The 12,834-nt window shown below is 67.9% G+C and carries 12 protein-coding genes; 8 read left to right on the top strand and 4 right to left on the bottom strand.

From position 1 onward, the window contains the following. Positions 1-141: 141 nt before the first annotated feature. The 6 genes from GWK50_RS04395 (at position 142) to GWK50_RS04370 (ending at position 5,421) form a co-directional block, all read left to right on the top strand. Complete coding sequence (locus GWK50_RS04395; RefSeq protein ID WP_162015476.1) at positions 142-1,257, top strand: tetratricopeptide repeat protein; 1,116 nt, start codon at positions 142-144, stop codon at positions 1,255-1,257. 64 nt (positions 1,258-1,321) lie between these two features. Beyond that, the gene (locus GWK50_RS04390; RefSeq protein WP_162015475.1) at positions 1,322-2,671 is read left to right on the top strand and encodes a L,D-transpeptidase family protein; all 1,350 of its coding nucleotides are present in this window, start codon (positions 1,322-1,324) and stop codon (positions 2,669-2,671) included. Further along, entirely contained in the window at positions 2,668-3,249 is a 582-nt protein-coding gene (locus GWK50_RS04385; RefSeq protein ID WP_162015474.1) for a peptidylprolyl isomerase, read from the top strand. Before GWK50_RS04390 ends, GWK50_RS04385 begins: the two co-directional genes overlap by 4 nt. Positions 3,250-3,270: 21 nt before the next feature. After that, on the top strand, positions 3,271-3,798 hold the full coding sequence (locus tag GWK50_RS04380) for a peptidylprolyl isomerase (RefSeq protein ID WP_162015473.1): 528 nt from the start codon (positions 3,271-3,273) through the stop codon (positions 3,796-3,798). A gap of 16 nt (positions 3,799-3,814) precedes the next feature. After that, a complete protein-coding gene (locus tag GWK50_RS04375; RefSeq protein WP_162015472.1) occupies positions 3,815-4,594 on the top strand; it encodes a UDP-2,3-diacylglucosamine diphosphatase in 780 nt (259 codons plus the stop codon). Between the two features lie 5 nt (positions 4,595-4,599). Next, a complete protein-coding gene (locus GWK50_RS04370; RefSeq protein WP_162015471.1) occupies positions 4,600-5,421 on the top strand; it encodes a M90 family metallopeptidase in 822 nt (273 codons plus the stop codon). A gap of 773 nt (positions 5,422-6,194) precedes the next feature. Here GWK50_RS04370 and mdeB read toward each other — a convergent pair. Continuing rightward, complete coding sequence (gene mdeB / locus GWK50_RS04365) at positions 6,195-8,855, bottom strand: alpha-ketoglutarate dehydrogenase (protein ID WP_162015470.1); 2,661 nt, start codon at positions 8,853-8,855, stop codon at positions 6,195-6,197. A gap of 102 nt (positions 8,856-8,957) precedes the next feature. Here mdeB and GWK50_RS04360 point away from each other — a divergent pair, with 102 nt between their 5' ends. Beyond that, positions 8,958-9,443 carry an Lrp/AsnC family transcriptional regulator gene (locus GWK50_RS04360; protein ID WP_162015469.1) on the top strand — a complete coding sequence of 162 codons (486 nt, stop codon included), beginning with the start codon at positions 8,958-8,960 and terminating at the stop codon, positions 9,441-9,443. On the opposite strand, the gene GWK50_RS04355 is transcribed toward GWK50_RS04360, so the two are convergent. After that, positions 9,379-10,653 carry a methionine gamma-lyase gene (locus GWK50_RS04355; RefSeq protein WP_162015468.1) on the bottom strand — a complete coding sequence of 425 codons (1,275 nt, stop codon included), beginning with the start codon at positions 10,651-10,653 and terminating at the stop codon, positions 9,379-9,381. The two genes, GWK50_RS04360 and GWK50_RS04355, sit on opposite strands and share 65 nt — an antisense overlap. Before the next feature lie 133 nt (positions 10,654-10,786). On the opposite strand from GWK50_RS04355, the gene GWK50_RS04350 reads away from it, so the two are divergent. Then, positions 10,787-11,260 (top strand): Lrp/AsnC family transcriptional regulator, encoded by a 474-nt coding sequence (locus tag GWK50_RS04350; RefSeq protein ID WP_162015467.1) that lies wholly within the window; start codon positions 10,787-10,789, stop codon positions 11,258-11,260. A gap of 9 nt (positions 11,261-11,269) precedes the next feature. Here the strand turns inward: GWK50_RS04350 and GWK50_RS04345 are convergent, their stop codons facing one another. Together GWK50_RS04345 and GWK50_RS04340 are read right to left on the bottom strand one after the other, a co-directional pair. Then, positions 11,270-11,941 carry a dienelactone hydrolase family protein gene (locus tag GWK50_RS04345; RefSeq protein WP_162015466.1) on the bottom strand — a complete coding sequence of 224 codons (672 nt, stop codon included), beginning with the start codon at positions 11,939-11,941 and terminating at the stop codon, positions 11,270-11,272. A gap of 50 nt (positions 11,942-11,991) precedes the next feature. Continuing rightward, positions 11,992-12,819 (bottom strand): class III extradiol ring-cleavage dioxygenase, encoded by an 828-nt coding sequence (locus tag GWK50_RS04340; RefSeq protein ID WP_197904974.1) that lies wholly within the window; start codon positions 12,817-12,819, stop codon positions 11,992-11,994. Positions 12,820-12,834: the final 15 nt, after the last annotated feature.

The following is a 12,834-nucleotide window of genomic DNA, read 5'->3' as shown; positions in this document are numbered from 1 at the left end:
GCCAACCGTTGTGACAGGGCCGGGCGCCATGGGTAATCACCAGTGGCAACAGGATTCGTGCATGAGACCCCCTCAGCTACAATCCGCCGAAGTATAAGCCCGGCCCGGGTTCGGGCGCTTTCATCCCCCTGAACAGCACCCATGACGCACGTTCGCCGCACTCTCCCCCGATTCCTGCGCCTGCTGGCCCTGGCAACCCTGGTGGGAACCGGCCTGGCCCACGCCAACGATTACAACGAAATCACCCAGTTGCTCAAGGCCGGCAAACCCGCCGACGCCCTGGCCAAGGCCGACCAGCGCCTGGCTGAAACCCCGCGCGACCCTCAGCTGCGCTTTCTGCGCGGCGTGGCCCAGGCCGATGCGGGCAAGCACAACGAAGCCATCGTCACCTTCACCAAGCTGACCGAGGAATACCCCGAGCTGCCCGAGCCCTACAACAACCTGGCCGTGCTGTACGCAGGCCAGAACCAGCTCGACAAGTCCCGCGCCGCACTGGAAATGGCCATCCGCACCAACCCCAGCTACGCCACCGCGCACGAGAACCTGGGCGACATCTACGCCAAGCTCGCCAGCCAGGCCTACAGCAAGGCCTTGCAGCTCGACGCCAACACGGCCAACTCGGTCAAGCCCAAGCTGGCCATGATCCGCAGTCTGTTCAGTGCCGACGCAGGCCGTGGCGCACGCCCCGGCGCTGCCACTCCCGCAGCGCCCACGGCCGCACCGGCCCAGCCCGCCAAACCCAGCACCACCGTGGCCGCAGCCCCAGCGCCCACCCCTGCCCCCACCCCAACGCCCGCCCCGCAGGCCAGCGCTGCCCCTGCGGCGCCAGTGCCAGCGGCCACGGCCAGCCCGGCACCTGCGGCTGCGCCCACACCGGCACCCGCGCCAGCCAGTACCAAAGTGGCCGACGATGACACCGCCGAGCGTGAGGTGAAGGCGGCCGTCGAAGCCTGGGCTGCCGCCTGGTCCGCCAAGGACATGAAGGCCTACCTGGGCGCCTATGGCAAGGACTTCAGCCCACCCGGCCGCCAAAGCCGCTCCGCCTGGGAGAAAGAACGCGAATCGCGCATCGTGGGCAAGTCGCGCATCAGCGTGAAGCTCTCCAACCTGCAGGTCAGCGTGCAAGGCGACAAGGCCACCGTGCGCTTCCAGCAGGCCTACAGCGCCGATGCGCTGAACGTGTCCAGCCGCAAGACACTGGATCTGGTGCAGCAGCAGGGCCGCTGGACCATCGTGCGCGAGTCCACCGGCGGCTGATGCAGCGTTTTTCGTCCCTTGGAGGCCGCCCACCGGCGGCATGGTCTTCTTGCTGAGTCTGCGCATGGGGTCTCTGGTGTCTTTGCGCGGCGCACTGGCTGCGCTGCTGTGCCTGCTGCTGGTGCAGCTGGGCGGCCATGCGCAGGCCAAGAACCTGGGCTCCACGCCCAAGCTGCGCGCCAGCGCAGCCCAGGGGGCACCGGCCAAGTCGGCCTCCCGTGGCACCCAGGCCGCACGCAAGCCCCAGGCCACACGCACCAAAAAAGCCCGGCCTGCACCGCCCGCCCCCGCGCCCCTGCGCGACGGCCAGGCCGAAGAGCGCTTGCTGCAGGTGCTGGAACTCACGCGCCAGGGGCAAACGCGCGATGCGCTGACCCAGGCCGAGCGCCTGGTGCGCGACTACCCCAACTTCCAACTCGCCCAGCTCGCCCTGGGTGACCTGCTGGCCGCCCGCGCCCGCCCCCTGCAGCAGCCGGGCGATGTGCCCAGCGCGCTGCATGCCGAGGCACGCACCACGCTGCTGGAGCTGCGCACCGAACTCCAGCGCCGCGTGGAAGCCCGCGGCGCCCGCCCTGGGCAGCAGAAAGTGCCCTCGCAGTTCCTTGAACTGGCGCCGCGCTACCGCCACGCCATCGCGGTGGATGCCTCGCGCTCGCGCCTGTACCTGTTCGAGAACACACCGCAGGGCCTGCGCCTGGTGGCCGACTATTACGCCTCGGTAGGCAAGCTGGGCATCGAAAAATCGGTGGAAGGCGACCAGCGCACACCGCTGGGGGTGTATTTCATCACCAGCCGCCTGGACCCGGCCACGCTGCGCGACTTCTACGGCGCCGGTGCCCTGCCACTGAACTACCCCAACCCGCTGGACCAACTGCGCGGCAAGACCGGCAGCGGCATCTGGCTGCACGGCACGCCGCCCGACCAGTTCTCCCGCGCGCCACAGGCCACCGATGGCTGCGTGGCCCTGGCCAACCCCGATCTGGAACGCCTGCTGCGCACCGTGGAGCCGCGCACCACGCCCGTGGTCATCGCGCGCCAGCTCGACTGGGTCGCGCCACAGAGCGTGCAGGCCGAGCACAAGGCCTTCGAGGCGGTGCTGGACGGCTGGCGCAATGCCAAGACGGCGGGCGACATGCAGCGGCTGATGGCGTTCTACGCCCCCGACTTCCAGGGCCAGCGCAAGACCACCCTGGCCCAATGGGCCACCGCACTGCACGCCGAAACCCAGGCCCTGGGCGGACGCGAAATCGAGCTCAAGGACAAGGCCATCCTGCGCTGGACCGACAGCATGGACACCATGGTGGTCACGTTCGGTGAGGTGGCCTCCGGGTCGCGCACCGGCCCCGTCAAACGCCAGTTCTGGGCCCGCCGGGGCAAGCACTGGCAGATCATTTACGAAGGAGTGATTGGATGATTTCCAGAAGAAATTCCGCTCTGGCGCTTGCCAGCATTGCCGCAGCAGCTACTATTTTTGTAGCACCTGTACACGCCCAGAACGCCCCGCGCGTCAAGCTCGCCACCAGCTTGGGCGACATCGTGGTCGAACTCAACCCCGCCAAGGCCCCCAAGACGGTGGAAAACTTCCTGAAGTACGTGGCCGACAAGCACTACGACGGCACCATCTTTCACCGTGTGATCGACGGCTTCATGATCCAGGGCGGCGGCTTCACGCCCGACATGGTGCAAAAGCCCATGCGCCCGCCCATCCCGCTGGAAGCCACCAACGGCCTGAAGAACGACACCTACACCATCGCCATGGCGCGCACCAACGTGCCCGACTCCGCCACGGCGCAGTTCTTCATCAATGTGAAGGACAATGCCATGCTCAACGCGCCCCAGCCTGACGGACACGGCTACGCCGTGTTCGGCAAGGTGGTCTCGGGCACCGAGGTGGTGGACAAGATCAAGGGCGTGCCCACCGGCAACAAGGGCCCGTTCCAGAACGTGCCCACCACCCCCGTCGTCATCACCTCGGCCACGCTGGTCAAGTAACTGAACCCCAAGGAAACAGCCATGAGCAACCCGCAAGTTGAACTGCACGTCACCATCAACGTCGCTGATACCGCCACCCCCGGCGTCATCACCCTGGAACTGGACAACGCCAAGGCCCCCAAGTCCGCCGCCAACTTCCTGAACTACGTGAACAAGGGCCATTACGACGGCACCATCTTTCACCGCGTGATCAAGGGCTTCATGATCCAGGGCGGCGGCTTCACCCCTGACATGCAGCAGAAGGCCACCGACGCCCCCATCGAGAACGAGGCCGCCAACGGCCTGAAGAACGATGCCTACACCATCGCCATGGCACGCACCAACGACCCGCACAGCGCCACGGCCCAGTTCTTCATCAACGTGGTGGACAACGCCTTCCTGAACCACACCTCGCCCTCGCCCCAGGGCTGGGGCTACGCCGTGTTCGGCAAGGTGGTCAAGGGCCAGGACGTGGTGGACGCCATCCGCAAGGTGCGCACCACGCGCAAGGGCTACCACGACGACGTGCCTTTCGACGCCGTGGTGATCGACAAGGCCGTGGCTCTCTGACCACGCCAGCACCCGCGTGAGCCCGACCGTGCCCCGGTTCGAGGAGCTTGTCGCTCCTTCGCACTGGCGCACGGTCGATTTTTTGTCGGACCTGCACCTGCAGGCCAGCGAGCCCGACACCCTGGCCGCCTGGCACCACTACCTGCAGACCACGCCCGCCGATGCCCTGTTCATCCTGGGCGACCTGTTCGAAGTCTGGGTGGGCGACGACGCACTGGATGACCTCGGCAGTTTTGAATCCCAGGCCTGTGCCCTGCTCCAGGCCGCCAGCCGCCAGCGTGCGCTGTTCTTTCTGCACGGCAACCGCGACTTTCTCATCGGCCCCGGCTTTGCCCGGCACACCGGCGCCACCCTGCTGCATGACCCCACCGTGCTGGTCTGGCAAGGCCAGCGCCTGCTGCTCAGCCATGGCGATGCGCTGTGCCTGGACGACGTGGACTACCAGCGCTTTCGCGTGCAGGCGCGCAGCGTGCAGTGGCAAGAGCACTTCCTGGCCAAGCCCCTGGCGCAGCGCCGCGCCCAGGCACGCGGCATCCGCGCCGAGAGCGAAGCACGCAAGCAGTCCGGTGCGGTGTATGCCGACGTGGACGGCCCTGCCGCCATCGCCTGGCTGCAGGCCGCCCGCGCCACCACCCTGGTCCACGGCCACACGCACCGCCCGGCTGAACACGCTTTGGCCCCGGGCCTCGCCCGCGTGGTGCTGAGCGACTGGGACGCTGCCGCCCACCCGCCGCGCGCCGATGTGCTGCGCCTCACGCCCCAGGGCTTGGAACGCGTCGCCATCGTCCCCACCTGACGGCGATGCCCGCCTTTTTGAACCGCCTGCGCAACCGCTTGCGCAGCACCCTCGCCCCCGTGCCCGACATCCCGGCCGAACTCTGGTTGGAGACCCTGCGGCGCCACCCTTTCCTCGCCGCCCTGGGCCTGCCCCAACAGGCCAAGCTGCGCGCCCTGAGCGCCCTCTTCCTCGACGGCAAGCAGTTCCATGGTGCGCACGGCCTGGTGGTCACCGACGCCATGGCCATCGACATCGCCGCCCAGGCCTGCCTGCCGCTGCTGCACTGGGGCGAGCCCAGCGATGCGCTGGGCTGGTACGACGACTTCGTAACCATCGTCGTGCACCCCAGCGAGGCCGTGGCCCGGCGCGAGCACATGGACGAAGCCGGGGTCATGCACCGCTACACCGAGGTGCTGGCCGGTGAGGCCATGGAACGCGGCCCGGTGATGCTGAGCTGGCCCCATGTGGAAGGCGCGGCGCACAGTGCCCAGCACGGCAGCAACGTGGTGGTGCACGAGTTTGTGCACAAGCTGGACATGCGCAGCGGCCACGCCAACGGCTGCCCGCCGCTGCCTGCCGGATTCATGGGCACCCGCAGCGCGCGCGCCGCGCACGAGGCCTGGTGGGCCGCCTGGGAGCCGGCCTACCAGCATTTCCGCGAGGCCGTGATCAAGGCCGAGCGTTTTGGCACCGACTGGCCCTGGCTCGATGCCTATGGCGCCACGGCTCCGGCGGAGTTCTTCGCGGTGGCCTGCGAGGCCTACTTTGTGAACCGTGAGCGGTTTGCGCTGGAGTTTCCGGGGTTGGTGCCGGTGCTGGATGCGTTCTTTCGGCCTGGGAGCTGATTTTTTATGATCGAATTTGGCTCTGGCGCTTACTGATATTGCGATAGTAGCTATGTTTTTATAGCTAATTTTGTGCTTTTGGTGAGGGCGGAGGCCGGGTCTCGCCCCGGCGGGCGACTCACTTTCTTTCGCTTCGCCGAAAGAAAGTAAGCAAAGAAAGGGCGACCCTGCCGCCCGTGACCCCCACGCTGCGCGCGGGGGCAACCTGCGATGCTCGTTCGCGGGGCATGCTGCGGAACTCACTGCGCGCCTGCGGCGCTCCGTTCGGACAACCGCAGCAAGTCAGACCACAAAGGCGTGTGTCCTGCGGCACACGCCCGCCCCGCGCTCTGCGCTTCTCGGCACGTGCAGAAGGGCTTGGTAGGTTTCGGGCCATCGCTGCGCTCGGCCCCCAAGGTCGCAGGCGCTGCGCGCCGCGCAAGCCGGGCCGAGCGCAGCGATGGCCCGTGTGGATTGCGGCCTTCAAACCCCTTCTGGCTGCGCCTGCGGCGGGGCGCTTGCGGGGTGGGCATGCGCGTCGGAGCGCGCATGCTTCGTCCACTGACTCGCCGGGGTTGTCCGAACGAAGCTGCGCAGCAGCGCAGTGAGTTCCACGGCGCACCCCGCAAGCGCCCCGACGCAGGTTTGCCCCGTAGCGCAGCGCAGGGGTCGCAGACTGTGGGTCGCCTTTTCTTTGGTGACTTTCTTTTGGCGAAGCAAAAGAAAGTTACTGCGCCGCCGGGCGCACATCCCGGCCAGCACACCTCAGCAAAAACCAACCATCAAAACATCCATCAGCAAGCCGACAACGCCACCCGCACCACCGCCGCCGCATCCACCCCAAAAAACGCCCGCAACGCCGCCCGCGTATCGCTGCGCCCAAACCCATCCGTCCCCAGCGTGATGAAGCGGCGGCCCGGCGGCACGAAGGCACGCACCGTCTCGGGCACCGCGCGCACATAATCGGTAGCGGCAATCACCGGCCCCTGCGTTCCCGCAAGTAGCTGCGTCAACCAAGGCACGCCAGGCTCGGCCTCGCCCGCCAGCGCGCGCTGCTCGCAGGCCACGCCGTCGCGGGCCAGTTCGCTCCAGCTGGTCACGCTGAGCACGGTCACATCCACACCCTCAGCTGCCAGCATTTCGGCGGCCTTCACCACCTCGGTGAGGATGGCACCGGAGCCCAGCAGGGTGACCGATTTCTTGGATGAAATCGGCTCTCCATGCCCGGCCATCGAGCGCGAATAGCTATTGAATTGATAGCATCCACGCAACACCCCCTCGTGCGCATCGGGCGGCAGGTCCGGCTGGGCGTAGTTCTCGTTCATGAGCGTGACGTAGTAGAAGACGTCGCGCTGCTCGGTCACCATCTCGCGCATGCCAGCGTCCACGATCACGGCCATCTCGCCCGCGTAGGCCGGGTCGTAGGCCTTGCAGTTGGGGATGGTGGCGGCGACGAGGTGGCTGCTGCCGTCCTGGTGCTGCAGCCCCTCGCCGCCCAGCGTGGTGCGGCCCGAGGTGGCGCCGAGCAGGAAGCCGCGCGCGCGCTGGTCGGCGGCGGCCCAGATGGCGTCGCCCACGCGCTGAAAGCCGAACATGGAGTAGTAGATGTAGAACGGCAGCATGGCCAGGCCGTGCACGCTGTAGCTCGTCGCCGCCGCCGTCCAGCTGGCGATGGCGCCGGCCTCGCTGATGCCCTCCTCGAGAATTTGCCCATCGAGCGCCTCGCGGTACGAGAGCACCGAGCCGATGTCCTCGGGCGCATAACGCTGGCCCACGCTGCTGTAGATGCCCACCTGCTTGAACAGGTTGGCCATGCCGAAGGTGCGCGCCTCGTCGGCCACGATGGGGACGATGCGCGGGCCGAGCGTAGCGTCCTTGAGCAGCGTGCCCAGCATGCGCACGAAGGCCATGGTGGTGCTCATCTCCTTGCCATCGGCCGCCAGCGCGAACTGCGCGTAGCTGGCCAGCGGCGGCACGGGCAGGGCCTCGCACACCGTTTCGCGCCGGGGCAGGTAGCCGCCCAGCTGCTGGCGGTGGCGGCGCAGGTACTGCATTTCGGCGCTGTCTTCCTGCGGCTTGTAGAAGGCCAGGCCGGTGGCCTGCGCGTCGGTGAGCGGCAGGTTGAAGCGGTTGCGGAATTCGATGAGGTCGCTGTCGTCGAGCTTCTTCTGGCTGTGCGTGGTCATCTTGCCCTGGCCCGCCTGGCCCATGCCGTAGCCCTTCTTGGTATGGGCCAGGATCACCGTGGGCTGGCCCTGGTGCGCGCTGGCGGCGGCATAGGCGGCGTGGATCTTCACCAGGTCATGGCCGCCGCGCTTGAGGCGGTCGATCTGCTCGTCCGTCATGCCCTGGGCCAGCGCGGCCAGCTCGGGGTTCTGGCCGAAGAAGTTGTCGCGGTTGAAGCGCCCGTCCTTGGCGGCGAAGGTCTGCATCTGGCCGTCCACCGTGCCTTCGAGCGTGCGCACCAGCGCGCCGGTAAGGTCGCGGGCGAACAGGCCGTCCCAGTCGCTGCCCCAGACCAGCTTGACCACGTTCCAGCCCGCGCCCGCGAACAAACGCTCCAGCTCGTCGATGATGCGGCCATTGCCGCGCACCGGGCCGTCCAGGCGCTGCAGGTTGCAGTTGACCACCCAGACGAGGTTGTCCAGGCCCTCGCGCGCCGCGAGCGTGAGCGCGCTCATGGATTCGGGCTCATCCATCTCGCCATCGCCGAACACGCCCCACACCTTGCGGCCAGCGCAGTCCAGCAGTCCGCGGTGCGTGAGGTAGCGCATGAAGCGCGCGTGGTAGATGCTGCTGATGGGGCCGATGCCCATGGAGCCCGTCGGAAACTGCCAGAAGTCGGGCATGAGCCAGGGGTGCGGGTAGCTGCTGAGGCCGCGCGCGCCCTGCGCCGGGGCGGTGATCTCCTGGCGGTAGTGCATGAGGTCCTGCTCGCTCAAACGCCCTTCGAGGAAGGCGCGCGCGTACACGCCGGGCGCGCTGTGCGGCTGGAAGAACACCAGGTCGCCCCGGTGCTGGCCCGCACCCAGGCCCTCACGGGCATGGAAGAAGTGGTTGAAGCCAGTCTCGAACAGGTCCGCCGCGCTGGCGTAGCTGGCGATGTGGCCGCCCAGTTCGCCATAGGCCTGGTTGGCGCGCACCACCATGGCCAGTGCGTTCCAGCGCATGATGGAGGCGAGCCGCTCCTCCACGGCCAGGTCGCCGGGGAACACGCCCTGATCCTGCACGGCCACGGTGTTCACATAGGGCGTGTTCAGGCCCGGCTGCCAGCCCACGTGCTGGGCGCGCGCCATGCGCGCCAGCTCATCGAGCACGAAGCGCGCGCGCTCGGGGCCTTCGGTGGCCACCAGGGCGAGGAAGGCCTCGCGCCACTCGGCGGTTTCCTGGGGGTCGGTGTCCTCGGGCAAGCCTGCGGGGCGCACGAGGGCCTGGGGTGGGATGGGAGCATTCATGGTCGCCACTCTATTCCTTGGCTGGCAAAACAGGGTGCTGTATTGCGGGCAAAATGGCCTGTTCGCAGCACAAAATTCCAATTTCAAAATCCAACGCAGCATATGAAGCTGGACGCCATCGATCTGCGCATCCTGGCCGAACTGCAGGCCGACGGCTCGCTCTCCAACGTGGAGCTGGCCCGGCGCGTGCATCTCTCGCCCTCGCCCTGCCTGGCGCGTGTGAAGGCGCTGGAGGCCGCGGGCGTCATCAGCCGCTACGTGGCGCTGGCCAACGCCGCCGCGCTGGGGCTGGGGCTCAATGTGTTCATCAGCGTCAGCCTCAAGGCCCAGAGCAAAGAGGCCCTGGCCGACTTCGAGCGCCGCATCGCCGAGCAGGACGAGGTGATGGAGTGCTACCTGATGACCGGCGACAGCGACTACCTGCTGCGCGTGGCCGTAGCCGACATGGCGGCGCTGGAAAAGCTCATTCTGGAGCGGCTCTCGCCCATTCCGGGGGTGGAGAAGATCCGCTCCAGCTTCGCCCTCAAGCAGGTGCGCTACAAGACGGCGCTGCCGCTGCCCCAGCCGTCGTCGGTTGCGCGCGGCTGAAGTCCAGCGCCTGCACCAGGTCCAGTGCCTGGCCGATGTCGGCCAGGATGTCCTGCACATCCTCCAGCCCCACCGACAGGCGCACCAGCCCTTCGGAAATGCCGTGCGCGGCGCGCTCTTCGGGCGTGTAGGTGGAATGCGTCATGCTGGCCGGGTGCTGGGCCAGCGTTTCGGCATCGCCCAGGCTCACGGCGCGGGTGACGAGGCGCAGCGCATCCATGAAGCGCACGCCCGCCGGCAGGCCGCCGTGCAGTTCGAAGGCGATCATGCCGCCCATCTGGCGCATCTGCTTCTTGGCCAGCGCGTGCTGGGGAAAGCTGGGCAGGCCGGGGAAGTGCACCACGGCCGTGGCCGGGTGCGCGGCGATGAATTCGGCCACCGTCTGCGCGCTCTGGCAGTGGCGGTCCATGCGCAGCGCCAGGGTCTTGAGGCCGCGCATCACCAGGTGGGCGTCGTAGGCGGACATCACGGCGCCCGTCATGTCCTTGAGGCCGTACAGGCGTACGCGCTGAGCCAGCTCGGCGTCGGCAAAGATGGCGGCACCGGCGGTCAGGTCGCCATGGCCGCTGAGGTACTTGGTCATGGAGTGCACGCTCACATCCGCACCCAGCACCAGCGGCTGCTGCAGGTAGGGCGAGCAGTAGGTGTTGTCCACCACTACCTTGGCACCCTTGGCATGGGCCAGCGCCGCAATGGCGGCAATGTCGGCCAGGCGCATGTTGGGGTTGGCGGGGGATTCGAGGTACACCACGCGGGTCTTGTCGCCCAAGGCGGCGGCCACGTTGGCCGCGTCGGTCATGTCCACATGGCGCACCGTGACGCCAAAGCGCGCCAGGCCGTGGTGCAGGAACGAGAAGGTGCAGCCATAGAGCGTGAGATCGGTCAGCACCTCGTCGCCCGGCTCCAGCATGGACCACAGCGTGGCCGTGATGGCGCCCATGCCCGAGCCGAACACCACCGCGCCCGCGCCCTGCTCCAGGCTGGCCAGGCGCCCTTCCAGCAGTGCCAGCGTGGGGTTGGCAATGCGCGTGTAGATGTAGCCGCTTTCCTCGCCCGCAAAGCAGCGCGCGCCGTAACCCACATCCGGAAACGTCCAGGTGGCCGAGGTGTGGATGGGCGGCACCAGCGCGCCCTGGTTCTCGGCCGGGTTGTAGCCAAAGTGGATGGCGCGGGTCGCGAAGCCGCCGCTGTGGTCTGTGGCCTGGGTCATGGCAATGTCTCCGTCAAGGGGTTGGTATGGCCAAATTGTTTGCCAATGGCGCAGGCAATTTTTCGCTCATTTCACGCCAATCTGCGCGTTTTTTGGAAATAATTGCCTTATTGACAGACCATTGAGGCAATTCATGCCCACACCCCAACACGAACTCGACGCCGTGGACCGCAGCCTGCTCCATGCCCTGCAACAGGACGGCCGCGCCACCGTGGGCGAGCTGGCCGAGCGGGTGGCGCTGTCGCCCTCGCCCTGCTGGCGGCGCGTGCGGCAGTTGGAAGAGTCGGGCCTGATCAGCGGCTACCACGCCCACCTGGACCGGCACCTTGCGGGCTGGGGCGTGCTGGGTTTCGTGCAGTTGGGCCTGCACAACCACACGGCGGAAATCACCGCCGCCTTCGAGCGTGAAGTGCAGGCGCTGCCGCAGGTGCTGGCCTGCCACAACCTCTCGGGCCGCTACGACTACCAGCTGGAGGTGGTGGCGCCCAGCCTGGAGGTGTTTGCCGAGTTTGTGCGCACCAGCATCCGCAGCCTGCCGGGGGTGCGCGAGATTTCCACCAGCTTTTCGCTCAAGGAAGTCAAGCGCACGGTGGCGCTGCCGGTATAGGGCAACGCCCTAAAACGCCGTGGGCGTGGTGGACAGGCCCTCCAGCCAGGCCAGGGTTTGCGCCAGCTCGGACGGGCGGATTTCGTGCGCGCTGGAGAACTCGCGGAACGTGACCGACACCGGCAGCTTGTCGAAATGGTGGGTGATGGCCTGTGCGCTGGAGCGCGGCACCACGTCGTCGTGCACACCGTGGCTCACCCACAGCTTGCGGCCATGGAAGGCGTCGGCCTTGGCCTCCAGGGGCTGCATCTGCGCCAGCAGCCGCCCGTGCCAGACGATGCAGCCCAGCATCAGCTCGGGCCGCGTGAGCAGCATGGACAGTGCCATGGTGCCGCCCTGGCTGAAGCCGCCCACCACCGTGCGCTCGGGCGGTATGCCTGTTTGCTGGGCCGCGGCCTCAATGGTCTGGGTGATGAGCTGGCGGCTGGCGGCCTCCTGCGCTTCGTCGATGCTGCGCGCGCCACCGGGCTCCAGGGAAAAGTCGTACCACGCAAACGAACCCGGCCCCATGCGGTGCGGTGCGCGCAGGCTGAGCACGTAGTAGCGGTCCGGGAACTGCGCAGACAGCGCAAACAGGTCCTGCTCGTTGCTGCCCACCCCGTGCATCAGCACCAGCAGCCAGGGCTTGGGCGTGGCGGGCGCCGCAGGGCGCTGCAGAAAAGTGAGCGGCAAATCCAACATGGTCAGGCCCCCAAAGCAGTGGTGCCTGATGGTACTGCAAGCCGGTGCGATCACACCACCGGCTGCAGCGCAAACGCATCCATGGCCAGCATGCCGTACATCACCTCCCGGCTGAGGTATTGGGTGTGCCAGTCCTGCGGCGCCGCACCCAGGGCAAAGAACAGGGGCAGAAAATGCTCGTCCGTGGGGTGCGCGCGCCGGGCCTGCGGCGCAAGCTCCCGGTAGCGGAGCAAGGCCGGCACATCGTGGCGCTGCACAGCGTCTTCCACCCAGCGGCTGAAGGCCTGCACATAGGGGTCGGGCGCACCCTCGCCATCACCACCGCCCATGAACTCGGCCAGGTTGTGCGTCATGCTGCCCGTACCCACCAGCAGCACCCCCTGCTGCGCCAGCGGGCGCAGCGCCGCCCCCAAGGAATGCACCTGCGCGGGCCCGGCGCCCACGGGCAGCGCCAGTTGCACCACGGGCACATCGGCCTGGGGGAACAGGTGCATCAGCGGCACCCAGGCGCCATGGTCGAAGGGGCGCTGTGCATCGCCTTGCGCGGCCACGCCTGCGGCAGCCAGCAGGTCCAGCACCTCCTGCGCCAGCGCCGGTGCGCCCGGCGCGGGGTATTGCAGTTCATACAGCGCCGACGGAAAGCCGCCAAAGTCGTGCCATGTGGCAGGCTGGGCACCGGTGGTCACGCGCACACCCCGCGCCCTCCAATGCGGCGACATGACCACCACGCCCCGCAAGCCCGGAAACTGCGCACGCAGCGCCTGCCCCCAGCGGGTGAGCGCCGGGCCGGTCTCGCCCGCATCCACGGCAAACAGGGGTGCGCCGTGCGACACGAACAACGAGGGAACAACGGGGTGGGCGGAGGCAGTGGCGGTCATGGTGGTCATCCTTTA

Origin of the sequence: Acidovorax sp. 210-6 (genome assembly GCF_010020825.1) — a bacterium.
GTDB lineage: Bacteria > Pseudomonadota > Gammaproteobacteria > Burkholderiales > Burkholderiaceae_C > Simplicispira > Simplicispira sedimenti.
Note: the sequence above shows the minus strand (reverse complement) of the source record. Positions and strands in the feature narration are given on the sequence as shown.